The 23,531-nt window shown below is 71.1% G+C and carries 15 protein-coding genes and 1 pseudogene; 10 read left to right on the forward strand and 6 right to left on the reverse strand.

Annotation, left to right across the window (positions count from 1 at the left end; translation table 11 throughout):
* Positions 1 to 5: 5 nt before the first annotated feature.
* Positions 6 to 1,034: an alcohol dehydrogenase catalytic domain-containing protein gene (locus tag OHU34_RS02260; RefSeq protein WP_142270439.1), complete on the reverse strand. Its 1,029-nt coding sequence runs from the start codon at positions 1,032 to 1,034 to the stop codon at positions 6 to 8.
* Between the two features lie 297 nt (positions 1,035 to 1,331).
* Here OHU34_RS02260 and OHU34_RS02265 point away from each other — a divergent pair, with 297 nt between their 5' ends.
* The 8 genes from OHU34_RS02265 (at position 1,332) to OHU34_RS02300 (ending at position 11,396) form a co-directional block, all read left to right on the forward strand.
* The gene (locus OHU34_RS02265) at positions 1,332 to 2,240 is read left to right on the forward strand and encodes a DUF1918 domain-containing protein (protein WP_230193780.1); all 909 of its coding nucleotides are present in this window, start codon (positions 1,332 to 1,334) and stop codon (positions 2,238 to 2,240) included.
* 527 nt (positions 2,241 to 2,767) lie between these two features.
* Positions 2,768 to 3,667 carry a universal stress protein gene (locus tag OHU34_RS02270; protein ID WP_230193781.1) on the forward strand — a complete coding sequence of 300 codons (900 nt, stop codon included), beginning with the start codon at positions 2,768 to 2,770 and terminating at the stop codon, positions 3,665 to 3,667.
* 308 nt (positions 3,668 to 3,975) lie between these two features.
* Positions 3,976 to 4,854: a potassium channel family protein gene (locus OHU34_RS02275; protein ID WP_142270436.1), complete on the forward strand. Its 879-nt coding sequence runs from the start codon at positions 3,976 to 3,978 to the stop codon at positions 4,852 to 4,854.
* 123 nt (positions 4,855 to 4,977) lie between these two features.
* The gene (locus OHU34_RS02280) at positions 4,978 to 7,638 is read left to right on the forward strand and encodes a cation-translocating P-type ATPase (protein ID WP_405764305.1); all 2,661 of its coding nucleotides are present in this window, start codon (positions 4,978 to 4,980) and stop codon (positions 7,636 to 7,638) included.
* Between the two features lie 133 nt (positions 7,639 to 7,771).
* On the forward strand, positions 7,772 to 8,191 hold the full coding sequence (locus OHU34_RS02285; protein ID WP_142270434.1) for a CBS domain-containing protein: 420 nt from the start codon (positions 7,772 to 7,774) through the stop codon (positions 8,189 to 8,191).
* A 54-nt stretch (positions 8,192 to 8,245) separates the two neighbouring features.
* On the forward strand, positions 8,246 to 8,995 hold the full coding sequence (locus OHU34_RS02290; RefSeq protein ID WP_142270433.1) for an SDR family oxidoreductase: 750 nt from the start codon (positions 8,246 to 8,248) through the stop codon (positions 8,993 to 8,995).
* 358 nt (positions 8,996 to 9,353) lie between these two features.
* The gene (locus tag OHU34_RS02295; protein WP_405764309.1) at positions 9,354 to 9,800 is read left to right on the forward strand and encodes a hypothetical protein; all 447 of its coding nucleotides are present in this window, start codon (positions 9,354 to 9,356) and stop codon (positions 9,798 to 9,800) included.
* A gap of 3 nt (positions 9,801 to 9,803) precedes the next feature.
* A complete protein-coding gene (locus tag OHU34_RS02300; protein ID WP_405764312.1) occupies positions 9,804 to 11,396 on the forward strand; it encodes an FAD-dependent monooxygenase in 1,593 nt (530 codons plus the stop codon).
* A 186-nt stretch (positions 11,397 to 11,582) separates the two neighbouring features.
* Here the strand turns inward: OHU34_RS02300 and OHU34_RS02305 are convergent, their stop codons facing one another.
* The gene (locus tag OHU34_RS02305) at positions 11,583 to 12,539 is read right to left on the reverse strand and encodes a sigma-70 family RNA polymerase sigma factor (RefSeq protein WP_405764314.1); all 957 of its coding nucleotides are present in this window, start codon (positions 12,537 to 12,539) and stop codon (positions 11,583 to 11,585) included.
* Positions 12,540 to 12,561: 22 nt separating this feature from the next.
* Positions 12,562 to 13,761 (reverse strand): NAD(P)/FAD-dependent oxidoreductase, encoded by a 1,200-nt coding sequence (locus OHU34_RS02310; RefSeq protein ID WP_142270429.1) that lies wholly within the window; start codon positions 13,759 to 13,761, stop codon positions 12,562 to 12,564.
* 150 nt (positions 13,762 to 13,911) lie between these two features.
* On the opposite strand from OHU34_RS02310, the pseudogene OHU34_RS02315 reads away from it, so the two are divergent.
* Positions 13,912 to 14,403: pseudogene (locus OHU34_RS02315) on the forward strand (DNA-binding protein); the annotation flags it as partial.
* A 91-nt stretch (positions 14,404 to 14,494) separates the two neighbouring features.
* On the opposite strand, the gene OHU34_RS02320 reads toward OHU34_RS02315, so the two are convergent.
* The 3 genes from OHU34_RS02320 to OHU34_RS02330 form a co-directional block, all read right to left on the reverse strand.
* Positions 14,495 to 19,381: a DNA repair ATPase gene (locus OHU34_RS02320; protein ID WP_405764317.1), complete on the reverse strand. Its 4,887-nt coding sequence runs from the start codon at positions 19,379 to 19,381 to the stop codon at positions 14,495 to 14,497.
* Positions 19,382 to 19,515: 134 nt separating this feature from the next.
* Complete coding sequence (locus OHU34_RS02325) at positions 19,516 to 21,549, reverse strand: flotillin family protein (RefSeq protein ID WP_405764319.1); 2,034 nt, start codon at positions 21,547 to 21,549, stop codon at positions 19,516 to 19,518.
* A gap of 76 nt (positions 21,550 to 21,625) precedes the next feature.
* Positions 21,626 to 22,147 carry a hypothetical protein gene (locus OHU34_RS02330; RefSeq protein ID WP_200840125.1) on the reverse strand — a complete coding sequence of 174 codons (522 nt, stop codon included), beginning with the start codon at positions 22,145 to 22,147 and terminating at the stop codon, positions 21,626 to 21,628.
* Positions 22,148 to 22,361: 214 nt separating this feature from the next.
* Between OHU34_RS02330 and OHU34_RS02335 the strand changes: the two genes are divergently transcribed.
* A complete protein-coding gene (locus OHU34_RS02335) occupies positions 22,362 to 23,420 on the forward strand; it encodes a CdaR family transcriptional regulator (protein WP_142270427.1) in 1,059 nt (352 codons plus the stop codon).
* Positions 23,421 to 23,531: the final 111 nt, after the last annotated feature.

The following is a 23,531-nucleotide window of genomic DNA, read 5'->3' on the forward strand; positions in this document are numbered from 1 at the left end:
TTCTCTCACTCCCGGTGCAGCGCGACCTTGAGGGCCCCTGTGGTGGCGCCCTGGGAGAACACCTCGTAGGCGTGCGCCATCCGGTCGAGGCCGAAGGTGTGGGTGACCAGCTGGGAGACGGGCAGGCGTCCGAATCTCAGCAGCTCCAGCAGCCACGGTGTGGAGGAGGTGTCCACCTGGCCCGTGCTGATGGTCATGTTCTTCCGCCACAGGGACTCGAGGTGGAGCGTGACCGGTCTGCCGTGCGTCCCGACGTTGGCGATGTGCCCTCCCGCCCGGACGGCCCGGGTGCACAGGGCGAAGCCGTCCGGGTCGCCCGATGCCTCGATGGCGACGTCGGCGCCCGGTCCCTCGGACAGCTCGGCGATCATCTTCCCCGGCAGTTCGGCGGCATCGGCCCCCACGCCGGCGGCGGCTGCCAGCCGGGCGTGGGAGAGATCCACCACGATGATCCGGCGGGGTGAGTAGAGCCGCGCGACGGCGACCGTGGCGAGACCCACGGGTCCCGCGCCCACCACGACGACCACGTCCCCCGGGCCGACGTGTCCGTTCCGCACCCCGACCTCGTAGGCGGTGGGGAGCACCTCGGCGAGCAGGAGAGCCTCGTCGAGCGGGACCGCGGGGGGCCGTCGGAGGGTGGAGTGGTCCGCGAAGGGGACTCGCACGAACTCGGCCTGGGTTCCGTTGATCCGGTTTCCCAGGAGCCACCCACCGCCCCCGCTGCACTGCCCACGCCTGGTGTCCCGACACGCCTGGCAGCGACCGCAGGCCGAGACGGACGACACGATCACCTGGTGGCCGGGGCGCAGGCCCCGGACACCGGGGCCGACGTCCATGACCTCGCCCACGGCCTCGTGGCCGAGGATCGTCCCCGGCTTCACCTCGGGCAGGTCTCCTCGCAGGATGTGCAGGTCAGTGCCGCAGACGGAGGTGGCGTCGACCCGTACGACGGCGTCGGTCGCCTCCTCGATCGTGGGGGCCAGGACGGTGTCCCAGGAGATGTGGCCCGGGCTGTGGTAGACGAGCGCTCGCACTGGTGGTCACTCCCTCGCTCCCCCACCTCCACGGTCACCCCGGCGGCACACCCCGGCAACACGGACCGCCGCGCCGTCGTGCGACCGCCCTCGGTCCGGCTCCATGTACGTATCCGCCTCCATGTATGCAGGGGCGGCGGAAAAGCTGGTGGACACCTGGGGGATCCGGCGATACGGGCCCGGTCGATCCTTGACGACGCGGGTCTGCCGGACGTGCGGAGCCGTTCGGTCCCGTGCGGCCGCCCGTCGCGCGTGGCACGTTGGATACAGCACCATTCTGAGGAGAGGGCGGACGTCATGCGAGCTCACCTCGGCGACCAACTCGTCATCGAACGCACGACGACCGGCGCCGCCAAGCGCGACGGCGAGATCGTCGGACTCCATCACGAGGACGGAACGCCGCCTTACGACGTGCGCTGGTCGGACACGGACGAAGTGACGCTCGTGTTCCCCGGGCCCGACGCACACATCCGCCATCTCGAACACGGACAACCCGAGAGCCCCCACGCCCCCTCCGGCCCGGACACGGCCGTCACCGAGGCCAGGTCGCCCGAGGCACCCGGCCGCGGTGACATCGGCCGACGCGTGGCCCTCGAACGCCGGAGACAGAACCTCAGCCGAGAGGAGACGGCCCGCCGCGCCGGCATGGCCTCCGGCTATCTGGATTACCTGGAGGAGCGGCCTGCCGACCCGAGTATGGCGACCCTCATCAGGCTGGCCGACGCGCTGGGCACCACCGTCACCGCGCTGCGCGGAGGAGGACTTGATCTGCCACCCGGCCACGGACGGGCACTACTGCATCCTCAGCTGCGGAACATCGGCCCGGAGGAATGCCGCACCTTGCTCTCCACCCACGGCGTGGGGCGCATCGCGGTGTCGGCGCCCGACGGCCGCCCGGCGGTCGTGCCGGTCAACTACGACGTCATCGATGACGCGATCGTCTTCCGGACGGCGCCGAACCTCACACCCGCGGCAGCCGTCGGAACCGAGGTCGCCTTCGAGGTCGATCACATGGACGAGGCCCTGAGCCAGGGCTGGAGCGTCCTCGCCGTCGGCCCCGCGAGCGTCGTGACGGAGCCCGACGCCGTGCGCAGGCTCACCGAACACGCTCACACCACGCCATGGCCGGGCGGTGAACGCGAGATGTGGGTGTCGATCCGGCCCGCACACCTCACGGGCCGCCGCATCACGCCGGCCGATGGATGACAGGCGGTCGCGGGCCACTGAAGAGCGCTCCGTGTCATGGCATCTGTGGGAAGTACCGGACCTGGTTCAGGAAGTTGAGGCACGCAGCATCACCGACCGCGGCAGCGACCAGGACCTGGCCCGGTGGACGCGTATCGACGCCCCGTCCGGCCACCCGGGAGGGCCTCGCCGGCTCCTTCGTGACCCGGCAACCCTGGGAGCGGTCATGTGCTCCTCGGCGGTCACCGCCCCCTCCTCGGCGAGCTCGGACAGACGCTGATCCGGGGCGTGGCGCGCCGGACGGCCACCGCCGGGAAGGTCATCGCACCCCTCACGATGTGCGCGGTCTCAGGCATGTGCCAGGTGCTTGAGGAGCGCCCGGTGGTTGGTCGGGCCTTACGTCTCCAGCGTCTTCGCGACCCGACGCACCGCAACCCGGCGACGGCCACGCGGTCCGAGCGCCCGCCCGAATGTCGCGGCGGCGCGCGGGCGGTGCGACGGTATTCACAGGGGGTCTGTCAGCAACGGGACGGAAGGCGGTGGCCCCGATGGAACTCCCGCTGGTCGTGGGCGTCGACGGATCGGACTCCAGTCTGCTGGCGGTCGACTGGGCGGTGGACGAAGCGGCCCGCCACGGCCTGCCGGTGCGGCTCGTCCATGCCTCCCTCTGGGAGCGTTACGAAAGAGTCCGGCCTTCCTTCAGCACCGATCGCCCCGCCGGAGAGGTCATGGCGCAGAACATCGTCGCCGCCTGCGCGGAACGCGCCCGGCTTCGCCACCCCGAGGTGAAGGTGTCGGGCGAGGTCGTGGCCGCCGATGCGGTGTCCACCCTGCTGCGAGCCGGATCCGAGGCGTTCGCCCTGGTCACGGGCGCCCGGGGGCGCGGCCAGGTCACCGGACTGCTGCTGGGGTCGGTCAGCCTCACGGTGGCGGCTCGCGCCATGTGCCCGGTCATCGTCGTCCGAGGCGAGGAGCGCAACCTTCGGGGGGCCCGTGGCCGGGTCGTGGTGGGAGTGGGCGACGCGACCGGCGGCACGGGTGCCGTGCGGTTCGCCGCGCGCGAGGCCGAGGCGCGGGGCTGCGCCCTTTCCGCCGTGCGGGCCTGGCTCAGTCCGGTTCACGAGCCGGGCGCCCCTCCCGCAGAGTCCGTCCCGGGGGACCCCCGGCTCGCGGCGGACGCCGCCGTGGCGCCCGAGGAGCAAGTCTCGGCCACCCTCGACGACGCACTGCGCGAGGTCGTACGGGAGCACCCCGAGGTCGATGTCAGCCGCCGCGCGGTCGAGGGCCCCGCCCACCGTGTCCTGCTGGAGGCATCGGCCGACGCCGACCTGATCGTCGTCGGCGCTCTGCGCCGGCACGGGCACTTCGGTCTGCAACTCGGCAGCGTCGCCCACGCCCTGCTGCACCACTCCGCGTGCCCGGTCGCCGTCGTCCCGCATCGGGTCTGAGGTTCGCCGTACAGGTCCGCTCCCACGGCTCACAACCGAGGAGGGCGGCGGATGACGAAGTGGACCTGGGAGTGGAAGGGATACGACTGTAGATCAGCGTGCCCGACTCGGCGGAGTCAACGATCCGCGTGACGCCGGCGGACCGGACCGTGACCGTGGCGCCCGGGGAGACCTGCACGCTCGTTCCGAAGGCGGATGATCCGAGCGAATGAGCGTGGCGTACCCGCATCCGCGCCGTCACGCGCCGCACACGGCCTAGGCTCCAGGGCGGATTTCCGTTTCATGCCAAAGAGCCGTGGGAGACGCGGATGAAGTGGTTGGTCTCGATGGCCGGTGCCGGGCTCGTCATGGTCACCTTGCGGGATCTGTTCCACACGCTCTGGCACCCCACACGCCACGGTGGCCTGAGCCGCCTCGTGATGACAGCACTGTGGCGCCTCGCCCGGCGCTTCCGTGCGCCCGGCCGCGTGGTCGGGCTCGTCGGGCCGCTGGCCATGGTCACGGTCGTGAGCATGTGGGCCGTCACCGTCGTACTCGGCTGGGCGATCGTCTACTGGCCCCACATGCCCGGGGCATTCACCTTCTCCCCCGGCTCCCAGGCAGCACAGCAGCCGGCACTGCTCGACTCCGTGTACCTGTCGCTCGTCACGGTGGCCACCCTGGGGCTGGGTGACATCGCGCCCGACGAGGGCTGGCTCCGTCTGGTCTCACCGCTCGAAGCCCTCATCGGTTTCGCTCTCCTGACGGCCACCGTCTCCTGGGTGCTGGAGATCTATCCCGCGCTGACCCGCAGGAGGGTGCTGGCCGTCCGGCTGGCTCTACTGCGCGACGCGGATCCGACGACCCGGCAACTCGACAACACGTCGGGGGCAATTCTGCTGGACAGCCTGGCCACCGACGTCGCACGCGTCCGCATCGACTTCACCCAGTACGCCGAGGCCTACTACTTCCACGACGGGGAGGACCACTCGTCGCTGGCGGCCATGGTCGGCTACGCCGCCGTGCTCACCCAGCGCGGGCAGGCGGCGGAACGGCCGGAGGTGCGACTGTCCGGCGCGCTGCTCGCCGGCGCGCTGAAGGATCTCGCCGCCATCCTCGACCAGCGCTTCCTCCACACGGGCGGCCCGCCGACGGAAGTGTTCGCCGCATACGCCGCCGACCACGGTCGCGACGGCGCTCAGCCGTGAACGAGCAGGGATGGCACTCTGAAAGACGGGGTTCCGTCCTCGAGGGGCGGCCAGTCACAAAGGGACGGGAGCGGTCATGGCACCCAGCACGCGGAGCCGTCCGGGCACACCTCAGCGACGGCCGTGAACCGCCGTGGAGACAGCCGGCGGCCCGCTGCCGAGGCAAGCGGACGCTCGGAGGCGACTCCCTCGACGGGAATGTCGTCGGAGGAGGCCGCAAGGCGTCTGACGCTCCATGGGCCCAACGAAATCTCCTCGGAACCGCGGACCCCGGTGTGGCGGCGGGTGCTGCAGCAACTGCGTGACCCGCTCATCCTCGTCCTGCTCGTGGCGGCCGCCCTGACGGTCGCCACCGGCGATCTCTCCGACGCCTCCGTCATCCTGCTCGTGATCACCGTGAACACCGTGGTCGGAGTCGTGCAGGAGGTGCGGGCGGAAGAGGCGGTACTGGCCCTGTCCGCCATGAGCGCCCCGGCCGCCAGGGTGGTGCGGGACGGTGAGGAACTCTCCGTCCCGGCAGCCGAGGTGGTTCCGGGCGACCTGGTCCTGGTGGCCGAGGGGGACATCGTCCCTGCGGACGGAGAGGTGCTCGCCGCGACGCTGCTGCTGGCGGACGAGTCGTCGCTGACAGGTGAGTCCGCTCCGGTGGAGAAGGCTCTCGACAGTGGCGGGACGAAGGGGGTGGTGTCGGCGGGGACGGTCATCGTTCGGGGCCGCGGACGGGTCCTCGTGACCGCCACCGGTGCCGACAGCGCCCTCGGCCGGATCGCCGCTCTCATGGGCGCCGCGCCCGGTCTCACCCCGTTGCAGCACCGGTTGGCGAACTTCGGCCGTACTCTCGCGATGGTCACCGTCGCCCTGTGCGCGGCCGTGCTCGCCCTCGGGCTGGTGCGCGGACAGCCCGTGGAGCTGATGATCGTGGCGGCGATCAGTCTTGCCGTCGCTGCCGTTCCGGAGTCCCTCCCGGCCGTGGTGACGCTCGCTCTCGCTCTGGGAGCGCGGCGCATGGCGGACCGGCACGCGATCGTCCGCAGACTGCCCGCGGTGGAGACGCTGGGCTCGGTGACCGTGATCGCCACCGACAAGACCGGCACCCTGACCGAGGGCCGGATGGCGGCCGAGTACCTGTGGACGACGTCCGTCGGCGAGGCGACCGTCATGGGGACCGGCTACGCGCCCGAGGGCCGGGCCGTACGCGGCGGCGAGACCATGACTTCGGGCGAGGCTCCCGACCTGGCGGCGTTGCTGCGGGCCGCGATGCTCTGCAATGACGCGGCGCTGCAGCCCCCTTCGGACCACTCCCCGGAATGGAGCGCGCTGGGCGATCCCACCGAGGCCGCCCTGCTGGTGGCGGGCGCCCGACTCGGGCTGGACCGGCCGGCACTGGACCGCGAGCTACCGCGCGTGGAGGAGATCCCGTTCGACAGCGACCGCAAACGCATGACCACCGTGCACCGTCGGCCGGAGGGCGGAGTGCGGGTCGTGTGCAAGGGAGCGCCGGAATCCGTGCTCCGGCCGCGCATTCTGTCCGACGATCCCGAGGCGGTCGCCCGAGCGGCAGAACGGGCGGAGACACTGGCCCGCCACGGGTACCGCGTGCTCGCCGTCGCTGCGGCCGATCACGAGGACACGGCACCACAACCCCCGGCCTGGGAATCCGGCCTGTCACTCCTCGGCCTCGTCGGCATCCTGGACCCGCCCCGCAACGCATCGGAACCGACCATCACCGCCTGCAAACGGGCCGGCATCATCCCCGTACTGATCACCGGTGACCACCCGATGACCGCACGGGCGGTGGCCGATCGCCTCGGCATCGCCACCCGGGACGAGCAGGTCACCACAGGGGACCGGATCCGGGAGGGCACCGCGGGCGACCTGACGGATGTACGGGTCTACGCCCGCACCACTCCCGAGCAGAAGCTGGACATCGTCCAGGCGTGGCGCGAGGCCGGGCACGTGGTGGCGATGACGGGTGACGGCGTCAACGACGGACCGGCGTTGCGTCAGGCCGACATCGGTGTCGCCATGGGGCGGCGCGGCACCGAGGTGGCACGCCAGGCGGCCGACCTGGTGCTGGCCGACGACAACCCGGCCACGATCGTGGCCGCCGTCGAGGAGGGACGCCGGGTCTACGCGAACGTACGCCGGTTCCTGCTCTACGCACTCGCCGGTGGCACGGCGGAGATCCTGGTCATGCTCCTCGGCCCCTTCCTGGGGATGCCGCTGCCGCTCCTGCCCGCACAGATCCTGTGGATCAACCTGCTCACACACGGCCTGCCCGGCGTCGCCCTCGGCGCGGAGCCCGTCGCCCCGGACACGATGCGCCACCCGCCTCGACCGCCCGCGGAGAGCGTGCTGGGCGCCGGCCTGTGGCCGCGGATCCTGTTCATGGGCGCCTTCATCGCCACGGTGACGCTCGCGGCCGGCATCTGGGCACGGGAGACCGGACGCCCCTGGCAGTCCATGATTTTCCTGGTGCTCGGGGCGACCCAGCTCGGCGTGGCACTCGGCTCCCGGGCACGCCCGGGCAGCCTGGCCAACCCGTTCCTGCTGATCGCGGTAGGAACGGCACTGAGTCTCCAGGCAGCCGGCGTCTACTTGCCGCCCCTCCAGGACCTGCTGGGTACGGAGCCTCTGTCTCCCACCGATCTGGTGATCGCCTGTGCCCTGTCCGGCCTCGGCCATGTCGTCATGCGGCTCCAGACACGGCTGAGACCGGAACGCCCGCCGCGCGGGAGCCCACCGGCAGCCCGGGACGTCATCGAGCGCACCGCCACGCGGTGACGTGAGCGCCTGTTCCCCGGCATGCGCAGGAGAGGTGAGCAGCCGACACTGGTCTTGAGGACGAGACCGGCCGGGGCGGGTCACACTCCACGAGTTCCTCCCGCGCCGACAACGACGCCGGAAGGACACGACCATGACGACTGCCCAGGAGATCATGCACGCCGGTGCCACCTGCGTACAGGAGAGCGAAACACTTCAGGACGCGGCGCGCAGGATGAAGGAACTGGACGTGGGTGCCCTGCCGATCTGCGGGGAGGACGACCGGCTCCACGGGATCATCACCGACCGCGACATCGTGGTGAAGTGTCTCGCCAGGGGCAAGGACCCCCGGACCATGACCGCCGGCCAGCTGGAACAGGGCAAACCGATCACGATCGACGCCAAGGCCGATGCCTACCAGGTCCTGCACACCATGGAGGAGCACAGGATCCGTCGGCTGCCGGTGACCGACAATCATCGCCTCGTCGGCATGATCAGCGAGGCGGACCTCGCGCGCCACCTGCCCGAGGACCAGGTGGGCCACTTCGTCGAGGTCGTCTGCGCGACCTCCTGACCGACCTGTCGTTCCCCGGCGAATCTTCGTCGACCATTGGTTCAGGAGGTCGTGATGGGACGTCTCGACGAGCAAGTGGCGATCGTCACCGGTGGAGCAAGAGGGATCGGCGCCGCCGTGGCACGTCTGTTCGCCATGGAAGGCGCGGCGGTGATGGTCGCCGATGTCCTCGACACCGAAGGAGCGCAACTGGCGGCCGAGCTGGACGGCCCCGCCCGGTATGCGCACCTGGACGTCAGCGCCGAGCACGGCTGGCAGCCGGTGCTGGCGGAGGCGGAGCGGGAACTCGGCCCGGTCTCGGTGCTGGTCAACAACGCCGGCATCCTCGACTGGGGAACCATCGAGGAACAGTCCCTCGAGTCCTTCCGCCGCGTCATCGACGTCAACCTTCAGGGCGCCTGGCTGGGCATGCGTACCGCTGCCCCTTACCTGCGTCGGGCGGGTGGAGGCGTGATCGTGAACATCTCCTCACTCGCCGGCCTCACCGGCTACGCGGGCATCGGCGCCTATGTGGCCAGCAAATGGGCACTGCGCGGCCTGACCAAGACCGCGGCACTGGAACTGGCCCCCGACGGGACCCGGGTCTGCTCGGTCCATCCCGGTGCGGTGCGCACCCCGATGACAGCCGACTTCGACGACTCCTTCACGGCCGCACAGCCCCTCCCGCGGTTCGGAGAACCCGAGGAGGTCGCCCGCATGGTGCTCTTCATCGCCGCCGACGCCACCTACTCCACCGGCACGGAGTTCATCCTGGACGGCGGCGTCACCGCCGGCCCACCGACCGCTCTGACGCCCGACCACTGATGGGGCTGCGGCACCAGGTCGCCGACCTGTCCGTCTCTCACCAACGCGACAGCAGCCAGGCCGAACTGAACGCGACAGCTCGTCCACCGGTGTGCCGTGGAAAGGGGGCCGGTGGCGTACAGGTGCTGGGCGTCGTGGCCCGCCGTGGCCGGAAGTCGCCGGCGTCGACACAAACGGCACCCTGCAGGCAGCGGCTGTCCAGGCCCTGGCAGCAGCCCGCTTCGGGAGGAGGCCCCTCATGAGTGAACAAAGCCCCCTCGACCCTGGCGAGGCGTGGCGGGCAGTGGCCGCATGCATTCTCAACACCCTCCCACTGCTCGCGCGGCACCGAGTCCGTCTGTCGAAGGTACGGCTAGGAATGAGGCTGTGCTTCTCCGACGGCACCTCGGCCCGGGTGTACCGGGAGACCCGCATGGGCAGCGGCTTGGCGAAGGACCCCTGCACGCTCGTGGTCGAATTCCGGCTGCGCCTGGTCCGCGGGCCGGCGCACGCCCTGTTCCGCACGGAGAGCCTGCTGAACACCCCCCTGTTCGTCGGGTTCCCCGGGTTCACCTCGAAGCTGTGGCTGGCCCACGACGAGTGCGACCGTTACCGCGGTGTGTACGAGTGGGATGGCCAGGAGCGCGCCGAACACTATGCGCGTTCCCTGTGGCGGGTTCTGGCGCTGGTCGGCGTGCCGGGCTCGATCCGCTATGCAGTCCTGCCCGGGCTGCGCCGCGACGCGGTCATCGCAGATGCCGGGCCGGCCGAGGGCCTGGCGCCGGACGACACCGCGGCATGGTGGCGCATCAAGGGCACGGCATGAACCATGGCAGCCACGACAGCGGTGGACGTCCTTGTGGTCGGGGCGGGTCCGACCGGCCTCACCCTGGCACTGCAGGCCCATGACCACGGAGCGCGGGTCCGGATCATCGAGCGGCGTCCCGGCGCGTTCCGGCCCTCCCGCGCGCTCATCCTGCACCCACGCACCCTGGAGGTCCTGCGCCCGCTCGGCGTCACGGACGCCCTGCTGGAGCTGGCGGACACCGCACCGACGGTCGGGCTTCATCTCGGCTCCCGCGTCGTCGAAGCCAGTCTCGCCGACCTCGCCCTGCCCGACACCGCGTTCCCGCATCTGTCACTGATACGGCAGACGAACGTCGAGAGCGTGCTGACCCAGGCGCTCGCCGACCGCGGGGTGGCGGTGGAACGGGGCACCGAACTGGTCACCGCCCGCGATGACAAGCACAGCGTGTGGGCCCTGCTCCGCTCGCAGCAGGGTGCGGAGGAGATCCGCTGCCCCTTCGTCGTCGGCTGTGACGGCCCGGCCAGTACCGTGCGGGTCTGTGCCGGCATCGGGTGGCACGGCAGGCCCTACAACGAAGAGGTGATCCTCGCCGACCTCGATCTCAGCGGCGAATCCGGCTGTTCCGGTGCCCAAGTATTCGCGGGGCGACAAGGACTGCTGTTCCTCTTCCCGCTCGGAGAGCAGGCCGCCTGGCGACTGCTGGCCACACGGGCGTCCGCCGGCGGGTCCCAACTGGAATTCGGCCAGCCCGGACCCGCCGTCCCGTGTGCCGATCTGCAACAACTTCTGAGCGACGCCGGGCTCAACGCCCGGATCGAGCGCCTCGCGTGGTCCGCGCGGGTGCCCCTGCAGTGCAGCCTCGCCACACGGTTCCGCCGCGGGCGGCTCTTCCTCGCGGGGGACGCGGCGCACAACTATTCACCGGCCACCGGCCAGGGCATGAACGCCGGCGTCCAGGACGCGGTGAATCTCGGCTGGAAGCTCGGCTTTGCGGCGAACCGCTCCGGAGGCGAGGCCGCGGGCGGGCTCGGTGCCGAAGCACTGCTCGACTCCTACGACACGGAGCGCCGACCGGCCGCCCACCGACGGCTGGTCCTCACGCACACGGTGTTCTGGGCAGAGGCATCGACCGGCCGGATCCCCTCCTGGCTGCGCGCGGTGGCCGCTCCGCGCACGGCCCCGGCCGTGCCGATCCTCCTGGCCCGGCGGCGGCTGGTCGCCGAAGGCATCCGCTTCATCTCCCAACTGCGGGTGAACTACAGGCACAGCGCCCTGTCGGTGGAGGGAAGATCGCGCCTGCGTGGCGCACCTCGCCCGGGAGACCGCCTTCCGGACGCGACCGTCAGCGTCGGAGGGCCTCCACAACGGTTGCACGGGCTGCTCGCCGGTCCGGGTGTGCACGTGCTGCTGCAGCGCGACGCCACCCCGCCGCCGGACGCGGTGCTCGGTCCCCAAGTCACCGTCCTCCGGCTGATGAACAGCCCCGGCCGCGGTCTCATCGCGGTCCGCCCGGACGGGCATGTCGGCTTCCGGTGCGGGACCGCCGACGTGGCCGGGCTGAGCAGCTGGCTCTCGCTGATCGGCGCGGCGGCATCGCCGTCAAGCCCGTCATGACCGCGGCGCGAAAGAGTCCGAGGCTACGACGTGTTGGCCCTGCCCTTCGAACCGCACTCCCAGTGGCAGGACGCGTGGCTTGATCACGTACTCACCGCTGTGTCGACCGCACGGGCGGGGTGGGCGCGTCGAGCGGGAGCGGTTCGTCGCAGCGCGGGGCTGCGCCCGGCCTCGGTCGGCGTCGGGTCACCACTGGGCGACGAGCGGCGTGTCCGGTCCGTGCTGCCGCCAGCCTTCGGTGAGGCGGACGAGACGGGTGGGGGCGGCGATGCCGCGCACGGTTGCGATCTTGCCGCCTGTGATGTCGAACGTCACGGCGCCGATGACCTGGTCGCCGATCACGAAGAGGATGGCGGGGGCGCCGTTGACGAGCGCGTGGTGGATGGCGGGCGTGCCGCCGGCCAGCCGCCGTTTCGCGGGTGTGGTGTTGAAGCCGGCCCGTGCGATGGCGGCGATCCGCTGCGGAGTGTCGTACTGCAGCAGCGTCTTGGCCGGGCCGGCGTGGTTGGCGTCGGAGATCGCGGTCGCGTCATCGGTGAGCAGCGCCACCAGCCGTTCGGTGCGGCCCGAGGAGGCAGCGTCGAGGAACTCCTCGACGATCCTGCGGGCGGATGCCGAGTCGACCTCGCGGCCGCGGCGCGCGGCGGTGATGCGGTGCCGGGCCCGGTGGAGGTGCTGCTGGCTTGCGGACTCGGTGATGTCGAGGATCTCGGCGATCTCGGCGTGACTGTAGGAGAACGCTTCGCGCAGGACGTAGACGGCCCGCTCAAGGGGTGACAGGCGCTCCATGAGGGTCAGCACGGCCAGGGAGACCGATTCGCGCTGCTCGAAGGTGTCGGCTGGGCCGAGCATCGGGTCGCCGTCCAGGAGCGGTTCGGGCAGCCAGGCGCCGGCAGTGCGTTCGCGGCGGGCTTGTGCCGAGCGGAGCCGGTCGAGGCACAGGTTGGTGACGACCTTGGCCAGCCATGCTTCCGGCACCTTGATCCGCTGCCGGTCGGCGGCCTGCCAGTGCAGGAACGCGTCCTGCACGGCGTCTTCGGCATCGCCGGCGGAGCCCAGCAGTCGGTACGCCAGCGAGGCCATCCGGTTCCGGCCGGCCTCGAACCGACCGGTGTCGAAGCGATCAGTGGCGGTGCTGTCCACGTGGACCTCCCTGGTCAGGCGGCTACGCGACCGTCTTCTCGGCTGACGCGTCCGGTACGGCGGCCAGGTGGCGCTTGCGCTTGGGCACGCCGAAGGTCGGGTGCGACGTGGTCCACAGTGACATCTTGAGGATGCCCGCCTTGATCCGCGCGGCCTTCCGGCCGCCCACATACTTCGGCTTTGCTTGCGCTTCGTCGTCGACCCTCTGCAGAATCCCGTCCCGCCGCCCGAGGCTGATGTGGTTGCCCAGGTACTCCAGCTTGGTGTTCGGGATCTTGCGGCCGGTCAGGCGCCCCGCGATCGCGGCCGTGGCCTGCATGCCGGTGTAGCCGGCCGAAGCGCAGGACATCGGCAGCGGCCGACCATTGTCGCCGATGGCGTAGGCGCTGTCGCCGGCGGCGTAGACGTTCGGGTGCGAGGCCGACCGCATGGTGCGATCGACGACGATCCGACCGTTCTCGGTGACCTCCAACCCGCTGGTGGCGGCGATGGGGTTGACCGCGAACCCGACCGTCCACACGGTTGCGTCGGACGCCAGCGCAGTGCCGTCGGCACACAGCACCCGCGCCGCTTGCACAGCTTCGACGGTGGTGTGCTCCAGTACGGTGATGCCCAGCCGGTCGCAGGCGCGGCGCAGGTGGCTGCGGGCTCCAGCGGAGAGCGGGGCACCCAGCTCGCCGCGGGCGACCAGCGCCACCGACAGGCCGGGACGGGATTCGGCGATCTCGGTGGCGGTCTCGATGCCGGTCAACCCGTCGCCGACGACCAGCACGCTCCCGCGTTCGTCCCGCCTGCTCAGGCTGTCCAGGCGCTCGCGCAGGCGCAGCGCCGCCGGACGGCTGGTGACGTCGAAGGCGTGCTCGGCCACGCCGGGGACGCCGCGGTCGGCGGCGTGGCTGCCGAGCGCGTAAAGGAGCGTGTCGTAGCCGAGTTCGCCGCCGCCGTCGGCGTCGGCCACGGCGACGACCTGGCGCTCGGGGTCGACGGCGGTGACACGGGCCAGGCGCAGCCGTATCCCCGTGCCGGCGAAGACGTCGGCGAGCTGTGGAGCCTCGATCTCCTGGCCGGCCGCGAGCTGGTGCAACCGCAGCCGCTGGACGAAGTCCGGCTCGGCGTTGACGACGGTGATCTCAGTTTCCGCCGGGGACAGCCGACGGGCCAGAGTCCCGGCCACGTAGGCCCCGGCATAGCCGGCGCCGAGGACGACGATGCGGTGCTTCATGTGCTGCTCCTGTCGGTTCGCTTGCTCTCGGTGAGTTGAGCGGAACTGCGCCCCGATTACTGACAGGAACCGCGTGTGGCATGGGTCACATCGCGACGGTGACCACCTTGCGCCGCGAGTCATGGACAGGAGTCCGGCGCCCCACAGCGGACGATCCACAAGCCGACTCTGCGCGCCCTCGCCTACGCCCATGCCTTCCGCCCCGACCATCTCGAGGCCCTGACGGACTCGGTCGACCGCGACGAGGCGGCAACCCTGCGCGGGCGCTGGGAGGAGCACGGCATCGAGGTGCCACTGAAGATCATCGATTCCCCCTACCGCGGGGTGACCCGCCCGGTCGTCGGCTACGTACGCTGCATCCGCCGCGAGAGCCCCCGCGACGTGTCGGCATCTTCATTCCCGAACATGTCGTCGGCCACTGGTGGGAGGTGGGAGAACCTCCTCCACAACCAGTCCGCCCTCTGGCTCAAGAGCCGCCTGCTGTTCACCCCCGGCGTGAGGGTCACCAGCGTCCCCTGGCAGCCGACCTCCTCCGCCCGCGACGACCACCCGGTCGGCCCGACCCCCGGTTCCGTCCGCCGAGGCGAACCCCCGAACTCGACCGGACGTCCGGAGCGCCCTCCGGGATCCCGGCGCTCGTAGCCGGCCCCGCCCAGGCAGAGACCGACACTTCGGTGCTCGGTGGACCGGCCGTCGCTCGCCGAGGCGGTGAAGTGGCTGCGGTTGATGGTGATCAGCTCGTCGAGCGTGTCCATGGCGGGTCGACAGCACGGTTGATCGCCGTCTCCACAGCCGCGACCCGGTCGGCGAGCAGGCCGAGGGCGGCGACGGCTCGGCCGAGCGCAGTGAGATGGGGGTCCCCCCGGCCGAAGGTGGGGAGAGGGTCGTTCTCCGGGCCTCCGAGCGTTCGGGCGTGGACGTACGCGGCCTTCAGCTCGGCCCAGCGCACAGCCTGTTCGGGCGACAGCGTGTCGCGCAGATCGCCCAGTTTCAGCAGGTTGGCCTCGGCGCCGGCCGTGAGGGTCTGGGCCTCGACCCGGTAGTGGTCGTCGATCAACGCGGCCAGCTCGGTGTCGTTCATGACCGGCTGGACGCGTTGGGCGATCTTGTTCATGTTGCGGTAGGAGCCCTGGAGCTGGAAGGGCGGTTCGGTGCGGGTGGCGTCGGACTGGCCGGCGGAGGCGATGTAGGCGGCGTTCACCGCCAGAACCGTCTCGCGGGCCGCGAGCAGGTGCCGCAGTACTGCCAGGATCCGCTCCAGCTCGGCCAGGCCGTACGGGTGGGCCGGCCGGTCGGCGCGGGCGCTCGCGTCGCCCTCGGCCAGGCGGATGAGCAGGTCGAGGTCCGCGCGGTCCCGGCCGGCGAGCGGGGCGAGGACCGGGTTGGCGGTCAGCGAGTTCTCGATGAAGCTGAGTGCGAAGGCGTCCTGTTTGCCGGTCAGGACGTCGCCGAGGTTCCATACGTCGGCGCGGTTGGCGAGCATGTCGGGGAGGCGGAAGCGGCTGCCGGACTCGGTGTAGGGGTTGCCGGCCATGCAGACGGCGAAGCGCTTGCCGCGCAGGTCGTAGGTGCACGGCTCGCCGTCCCGTACGCCCTCGATGCGGCGGGTGGAATCACACAGCGGAATGAACTTCTGCAGCAGTTCGGGCGAGGTGTGCTGGATGTCGTCCAGGTACAGCAGCGTGTTGTTGCCCGCGGCCAACGCGAAGTTGATCTTCTCGACCTCCTGGCGGGCCGTCGCGTTCGCAGCCTCGGCCGGGTCGAGGGAGGTCACCGCACGGCCGAGCGCCGGTCCGTTGACCTTGACCAGGAACAGGCCGAGGCGGTCGGCGACGTACTCCATGAGGGTCGTCTTGCCGTAGCCGGGCGGGGAGATGAGCAGGAGGAGGCCGCTGGTGTCGGTGCGCTTGGACTCGCCCGTGCTGCCGATCTGCTTGGCGAGGCTGTCTCCGATCAGCGGCAGGTACACCTCGTCGATCAGCTTGCCGCGCACGAACGCGGACATCACCGTCGGCCGGTACTCGTCCAGGCGGAGGCGGGTGCGTTCGGCGGCCACCAACGCCGTACGGCGCCGCTGGTAGGCGCGGTGGGCGGGGACGTCTTGGGTGCGGAACTCCTCGGTCCGGGCCAGGAATTCGTCGACGCGGATCGTGAGGCTACGGCCGCTGATGCGCGGATGGGTGCCCAGCAGCCCCTCAACGCACCGGGTCAGTGGCGCGTCGGACTCGTAGCGGGGCAGGTCCGGGCAGAGCTCGGCGGCAACCGCCTCGGCCAGGTCGCCAGGGGTGGCATCCGTGCCGCTCGTGGTCGTGTACGACGTCAGCCACGCCTCCACCAGCTGCCTGCGTGCGGCCGGGTCGGGGAGGACGGAGAGATCGTCGTCGTATGCCTGCGTGCCCACCGTACGGCGGAACTTGTCGAGCAGCGTGCGGGTGCCGGCGCTGATGACGAAGCCGTCGGGGCCGCTCGTCAGCTCCTCGAAGAGGTAGGCCGCCGCCGCGCGTGTGCCGATCGCCTCCGCCAGTTCGGCCCGCAGGTCGTCGATGGCGGGAGCGGGCCCGAACGTGTCCCGGGCGCGCGCCAGCGACACCGCCCGCCGGGTCCAGCTCTCGCGCTCCTCGGCCGTCGTGCCGTGCGCCCAGAAGAGATGGGCGGCGGCGCGTGCGGCGGGCTCGTGGCGGAGCACACCGGCGCCCTCGTGCAGCGGCACAAGTGCAGCGAGGATCGCGGTCGCGTCGTGGTCGTGGACGCCGCGCTGGTAGCCCTCGTCGTATGCCGCCTCCGCCGCCTGCCGGACGACGGCGGACAGGTCGGGCTCCGCGAGCGCTGCGGGGCCGTGTTGGTCCAGCAGACGGGCGGCGAGGTACTCGGCACGGTAGACCTCGGGCGACTCGGACGGCAGCGGTCGGTCCCAGTAGGGCCGGGTGGCGGCGAAGTCGGGGTCCGTGACCGGCGAGCGGTAGTCGGTGCCGGTGAGCGCGAAGGCGAGGGTGTCGCCGTGCGGGACGAGGGTGAGTTCGAGAGGCTGGGTGTTGACGGCGAAGTGGTGGCTGCCCAGGCGGAGGGTGCGGCCGTCATCGGTGTACAGGTCGGTGCGGTCGCGCAGGGTGCGCAAAGCCTCTTGGCGAGCGGCCTTCAGGCGCCCGTCCAGTTCCTCTGCTCTGACCCGGTCGCCGAGTTCGCGCAGCTCGGCGGCGAGGCGGCGGACCTTGACGGCCATCGGGTCGGAGGTGAAGTACGTGGCGATCGCGTCCGCATCGGCGAGCGTGCCGGCGCGGCGGGCGACCGTCTGCAGGACGCGCCTCGCCGAGTCGGCCAGGCGCTCGGCGCGGCGGGCGCGGGCGTCGGCGAGGGTCTGCTTGCGGGCGGAGAACGCCTCGTGGACCTCGTCGCGCTTGTCCGCCAGCTCGCTGAGAAAGTCGTCGGACTCGGCAAACTCCGAGAACTGCGCCTCCAGGTTCTCCACCCGCACGAGCACGCGGGCGAGCTGCTCGTCGCACCCCTCGGGGCTGTCGGCAGCCGCGAGCGCACCGATGACGGCCTGGCCGAGCAACGCGAGCTCGGCGGCGAACTCGGCCCGCCCCTCACGGTCGAGGAGATCGCGGCGGCGGCCGTCGAGGGTGGCGCGGGCGCGGTTGACGCCGCCGAGGACCTCGGCGATGCGCTCCAGGATGGACGTGCGGACCGTGGCGTCGCCGATGTCCAGCCCGGCGACGACGTCGGTCACCGTGCGCAGGCCGTCGGCGAGGTCGTCGAGACGGGCGGCGACGGGCGCGGCTTCGGCGACGGTGGCGATCGCCTCCGCGTCGGCGACGAGCTGCTCGATCTCGGCCCGGTGGCCGGCGAAAGCATCCGCACGGGCGAGGTGGGCGACGGCCCGCTGCCCGAAGGCCGCCAGGTCAGCCTCGACGTCGGCGGCGAGGCCGTCGATGCGGGCGGTGTCCGCGTACCGCATGTCTTTGAGGGTGAGCACATGGCCCTGGGCGTGCCGCAGTTCGGTCAGGCCGGTCACCCAGGCGGCGGCGCTGCGCGGGGTCTCGCCGCGCAGGCGTCGTACGACCGCCGCTACCCGTGCGGCGGCTTCGGCCAGCGCGTCGGCGGCCTGGCGGGTGAGGGCCTTGACGGTCTCGAACTCGGCCAGGACCTGCTCAGTGGTCGTCCGCACCTGGGCGAGCGGCTCGTGCAGGTCGCCGAGTTCGGGCTCGCCCAGCCAGTGATGGAAGTCGGTGGCTCGGACACAGGCGGCGGCCAGTGCCTCGTACACCTCGCTCGTCGGGGTGGTCTCGGTGACGGCGCGCGTGATGGAGAGGCAGTCGGAGATGCCGCGCACGAGATCGGCGTTGCCGACACGGGCGAGCGGGCCGGCGCCCACCGGCCGGGCGGCGGCATGGGTGTCGGAGACGAACGGGGAGTTCCAGAGCTGGACGGGGTGGACGCGCTGCGGTTCGTCGCTGTCGGCGCGCAGGACCACCAGCGCGCCGTCGTCGAAGAGGGCCCAGCCGTGGCAGGACAGCGGGCTGGCGACCTCCTTGCGGATCATGTTGTAGGGCAGCAGCAGACTGCGGCCTTCCACACGCGCGTGGAAGGCGAAGAGAACGTCCTCGCCGTTGGGCGAGCGGACCATCCGCTCGAACTCCAGTCCCTCGGTGTCGAGCCCGTCGAACGTCTTGTACCTGCCTGTGGCCAGGCAGTATCCGCCGGGAAAGACGATGCCCTGGTCCTCGGGCAACCGACGGCACGCCCGGCCGATGCCATCGAGGCGGACGACGCTCTTCGTGAGCGTGTTGAAGACCAGGTAGCGGTGGACGTCCTCCTTGTAGGGGAGGATGTCCACCACGATGAGAGCGCCCACGCGCGCGTAGGCGATGTCTGCGTCAGCGAGGGACTGCAGCGGCTCGGCGACCGGCTCGGCGTAAATCCCCTCGCCTGTCTCGGTGTTGTCCTCGACCTTGACGGTCAAGGTGCCGCCCACGGTCTCGACGAAGACCTCGCCCTCGATGGAGACGTGTGGGTGGCGGCCGAGGACGTGGTGCTCGCGGGTCGTCCACGTCCATGCGAAGTCGTGGGAAGGCGGGAAGACGTGGTCGCGTTCGCCACGCGCGTCCAGAAAGGACGCAAGGCCGTCGTCGGACAGGGTCCAGCGCAGCACGCGGATGTCGCCGGCCTTCTCGCCGGTCTGGAAGACGGCCAGCAACTTGTCGTCGGTACGACGGAGTTGCAGGAGATGGGCCTGCCGGTAGTAGCGGTAGAGGGCAGCGAACTCCCGGACGAAGGCGGGGTCGTCGAGCAGGCCCGGCACTGCGTCCTCGGGCAGCCGGTTCAGGGCGCGGTCGTACAGCGCGAAGACGTCGCCCACCGTCGTCTCCGGCTTGAGCCCGAGGAAGACGTTGTGGCCGAAGAGCAGCGTGCCGCCGACGGAGACGATGTCACGGGGCACGCAGGTGTGCTCGGTGCGCAGCCGCTCGGTGCTCGTCAGCTCCAGCCGGGTGGAGCCGAACTCCTCGGTCCGCCGGGCGTTGAGCGCCTCGGCGCGGCGGGCGAGCTCGGCGGCCTGCGCGGTGAGCCGGTCGTGCAGCACCTCGTACGTGCCGGTGTCCAGACCGGTGGTCCCGGTGGTCATGGGCTCCCTCTCGGATGTCGGAGAAACGTGGTCCGGAGCTGCCGTCCCCTGTGCGGCAGCTCCGGACCACGGGCCGGGGGTCGGGCCGTGGCGGCGGGTCGGATCCTGGCATGCCCGTCAGGACCCGGCGACGGTCAGGTCCTGACGGTGCCGTTGACAGCGGTCAGCGACGTGTCGGCGAGGCCCAGCTCGCCGGCCTTGTCCAGGAGCTGCTGGAACTGTCCGACGTTGTCCCCGCCGTTCTTCATGAGCTTCATGAGCAGGGCGGAGACGGTCAGGTTCTGCACGTCGGCCGTGGAGACCGAGCCGAGGATGCGGCTGAGATCGTCGGTGAAGCCGGAGGTGCCGTCCAGCCAGGGTTTCGCGAGCGCCTGAGCCGTTGCGGAGTGCTGGACGAAGCCGTCGACGCCCTTGCCGAGCGCGATCGAGGACACCAGCCGGTCGAAGAAGACCGAGTCCCCGCCGACGATGTTGATGTCGGCGTTCTCCAGGCCGGTGGCAAGCACCGTGGCCTGTGCCTCGGCGACCTGGCGCTGCACGTCCAGCCCCGCGAGGCGGATGTCCTTCTCGGCCTCCAGGCGCAGCCGGTACTCCTCGTGGCCGCGGGAGGCGTCGTCCAGGGCTGCCATCGCGGCCGCCTTCTCTGTGAGACCGGCGGCCTCGGCCTTCAGCTTCCCGCTGATGCCCTCGGCCTCAGCCAGGGCCCTGGCCCGCGCACCGTCGGCTTCGGCACGCAGCCTGGCCTGGGTCGCCTCCGCCTCCGCGCGGCCGGCCTTCTCGATGACCTCGGCCTCCTTGTCGCGCACCTGGACGGCCGCGAGGCCCTCGGCGGCGGTCTCGGCCTGGATGCCCTCGGCAAGGCGCAGCTTGGCCTGTGCGTCGAGGTCGGCGCTCTTCAACCGGGCCTCGGCCAGCGTGAGTTCCTCGGCAGCGCGGTGGACGGCGGCCTGCTCGGCGGCCTCGGCGGCCTTGATGTCCTTGACCAGCTTCTCCTGCGCCTCGGCCTCGGCGGCGATGATCACGGTCTGCCGACCGCGCTCGGCCTCCTCCACGGCCCGCAGCTTCTTGATGGCCTCTTCCTGCTCTGCGACCGTACGGTCCACGGCGACCCGCTCGCGGATGACCTCGGCGATCTCCCGCTTCTCCGCCTCGACCTCCTTGGATGCGGCGATCTGCGTCAGCTGCGTCTCCCGCTCCCGCGCGATGACCTCGAGCTGCCGGTCCTTCTCGATGCGCTCGTTCTCGACGGCGATGACCCGCTCGCGATTCTTCGCCGCGACGGCGACCTCACGGGCCTGGTTCTCCCGCTGGATGCCGAGCTGCTCCTCGGTCTTGAGGAACGCGCCCTGGGCACGCAGCCGCTCCTCCTCCATGACCCGTGCCGTCTCGGCTTCCTCGCGGGCCCGTACGGCGTCGATCTCCCGCTTCTGCTTGATCTCGGCGTCGGCCTGACGGCGTTCCAGCTCCAGGATGGCCTCGCGGGCGTCGACGTTCTGCCGGGTGATCTCCTTCTCCTCGGTACGCTGGGCCTCGTTGGTGCGCACGTGCTCGACTGCCGTCAGCTCGGTGATCTTCCGGATGCCCTGGGCGTCGAGGACGTTGGCCGGGTCAAGCTGGGTCAGCGGCGTCTGCTCCAGGTAGTCGATCGCCGCGTCCTCCAGGTGGTAGCCGTTGAGGTCGACGCCGATGACCTCGATGATCCGGTACCGCAGCTCCTCGCGCTTGGTGTAGAGGTCGGTGAAGTCCAGCTGTTTGCCGACGGTCTTCAGCGCCTCGGAGAACTTCGCGTGGAACAGTTCCTGCAGCGTCTTCTGGTCGCTGGCCCGCGCGGTGCCGACGGCCTGGGCGACCTTGACGACGTCCTCGACGGTCTTGTTGACCTTCACGAAGAACGAGATCCGGATGTCGGCACGGATGTTGTCCCGGCAGATCAGCCCGTCCTTGCCGGCCCGGGTGATCTCGATGGCCTTCACCGAGATGTCCATCACCTCGGCCTTGTGCAGCACCGGCAGGACCACCTGACCGGTGAAGGTCACGTCGACCTTCCGCAGCTTGGAGACGATCAGCGCCTTGCCCTGCTCCACCTTGCGGAACAGCTGGGAGACGACAAGTACGACGAGCAGGCAGACGGCGACGAGCACGCCGATGCCCACGATCATGGCAGTCATGGCATACGTCCTTGAGGCGTAAGGGAGTTGAGCGTGAGGAAGAGAGGCCGGATGTGAGATCCGGCGGCGTCGGGGCTCAGGCGGCGCGGTCCCGCGGCCGGACGGCGTCACGGGACGCGCCACCATAGGGATCGCGGCTCCCGTCAGCTCGTAGCCCGGTGCCGTCGCCCGTGCGAGTCTCGCAGAGCACGGACAGCGCGGGTTCATCCGGGAAGAGGCGGTGCAGCGGCCGCACGATCAGGCAGGTCGTGGCCCAGGCAACCAGCAGAGCTCCCACGGGCACGACCATGCGCAGCAGCGCGGTGACGGGGCCGGGAGGCGCGCACACGGCAACCACAACCGCCGCGCCGACACTCAAGGACCAGGCGAGCACCGTCAGGACGGAGAAGGCGACCGCCACGGGCACCCCGCCCATGCGGCACGCTCGAAGATCCACGTCCCTGTCGAAACTGTCGACGCCTGCGACACCCACGGCGGTCAGGAGCCAGAAGCAGAGAACCACGACGAGCGCAGCGGTCAGCAGGATCGTGGGCAGGCCCGTGGCCGCTGCGAGAAATGTCCGCATCTCCTGATCCCCCTCTCCGCCCGCGGTGTGCATCAGTCGTCTCCGACGGCACACGGTCGTTCCGGGCCTCGATGCCGGGCACCTGCCGGTGTCCGGCATCGAAACCATCCGCCGTGCTCCCCGCGAGCCATGCTGCACGATCCGATCCCGCCCGCGCATTGCCGGTTCCCGGCAGTGTTCATTAGGGTCTGCATGCCGGTGGCCGCTAAGAAGCCGTCACCGGCGCGTCAAGAATCAGGGGGACGACGTGACACAGCGGGAACTTCCCGACCGCTTTCTGGACGGTTACGTCGAGATCCTGGCCGAGGTATCGGCCACCGGGCGACACCTCACCCGGAACGAGATCTCCTCCCGCCGCGCCCTGGGCGAGCAGGCCGCCGAGGCCGGCCACGGGCTGCGCGCCCTCGTCAGCGCCCATCTGAGCGCTGCCCGCTCGGCCTGGCCGGTTACGCCCGGCTCCGCCGACGGAGCGCTGGTCGCAGTACAGCAGGTGATCGACGCCTTTGCCGAAGGCTACGAACGCGCCCAGCTTGTCGCCGTGCGTCAGGAAGAGGCCGCCCGCCGGGAGTTCATCGACGATCTCCTCTACGGCCGCAGCGACCTGGGCCGCCTCGCCGAGCGCGCCGAACGCTTCGGACTGCGCTTCTCACACGCGCACGCGGTCGCCGTCGCGCAGGGACCCGCCGCCTACGACGAGGGCGACCCGGTGCCCCAGCAGGTGGAGCGGGCTCTCATCTCCCGCTTCGGCGACCGCAGCATCCTGCTCACCACCAAGGACGGCCGCCTGCTGTGCGTCGCCCCCGGCCACCAGGACGAGGTCCTCGCCCACTTCGCCAAGCAGGCGCACGCCGCCACCGACGGCGGCCAGGTCGCCATCGGCCGCCCCCAACCCGGCCCCGGAGGCGTGGTCCAGTCCTACGAGGAAGCGCTCAACGCCCTCGAACTCGCCGAGCGCCTCGACCTCGACGACCCCGTCCTACGCGCCGCCGACCTGCTGGTCTACCCCGTCCTCACCCGCGACCGCCAAGCCATGGCCGACCTCGTCGCCGACACACTCGGCCCGCTCACCACGGCCCGCGGCGGCGCCCAGCCCCTCCTGGACACCCTCACCGCGTACTTCGACTCCGGCTGCGTGGCCGCCGAGGCCGCCCGCCGCCTCACCCTCAGCGTGCGCGCGCTGACCTACCGCCTGGAACGCATCCACAAACTCACCGGCGCCAATCCCGCCGACCCGGCCCACCGCTACATGCTCCAGACGGCCGTGATCGGCGCCCGGCTTCTCGACTGGCCGGCCAAAGACGTCTGACACCGCCCGACCCGATCCGCGAGCTGCCGCGCGAGGCTTCAACAGGATGGCCGAGAGCCATACTTGCCCATGCGGGGACCATCCCGTGACAGCACGTTACGGGAGAGGCAG

This window comes from Streptomyces sp. NBC_00080, assembly GCF_045041255.1.
GTDB lineage: Bacteria > Actinomycetota > Actinomycetes > Streptomycetales > Streptomycetaceae > Streptomyces > Streptomyces coriariae.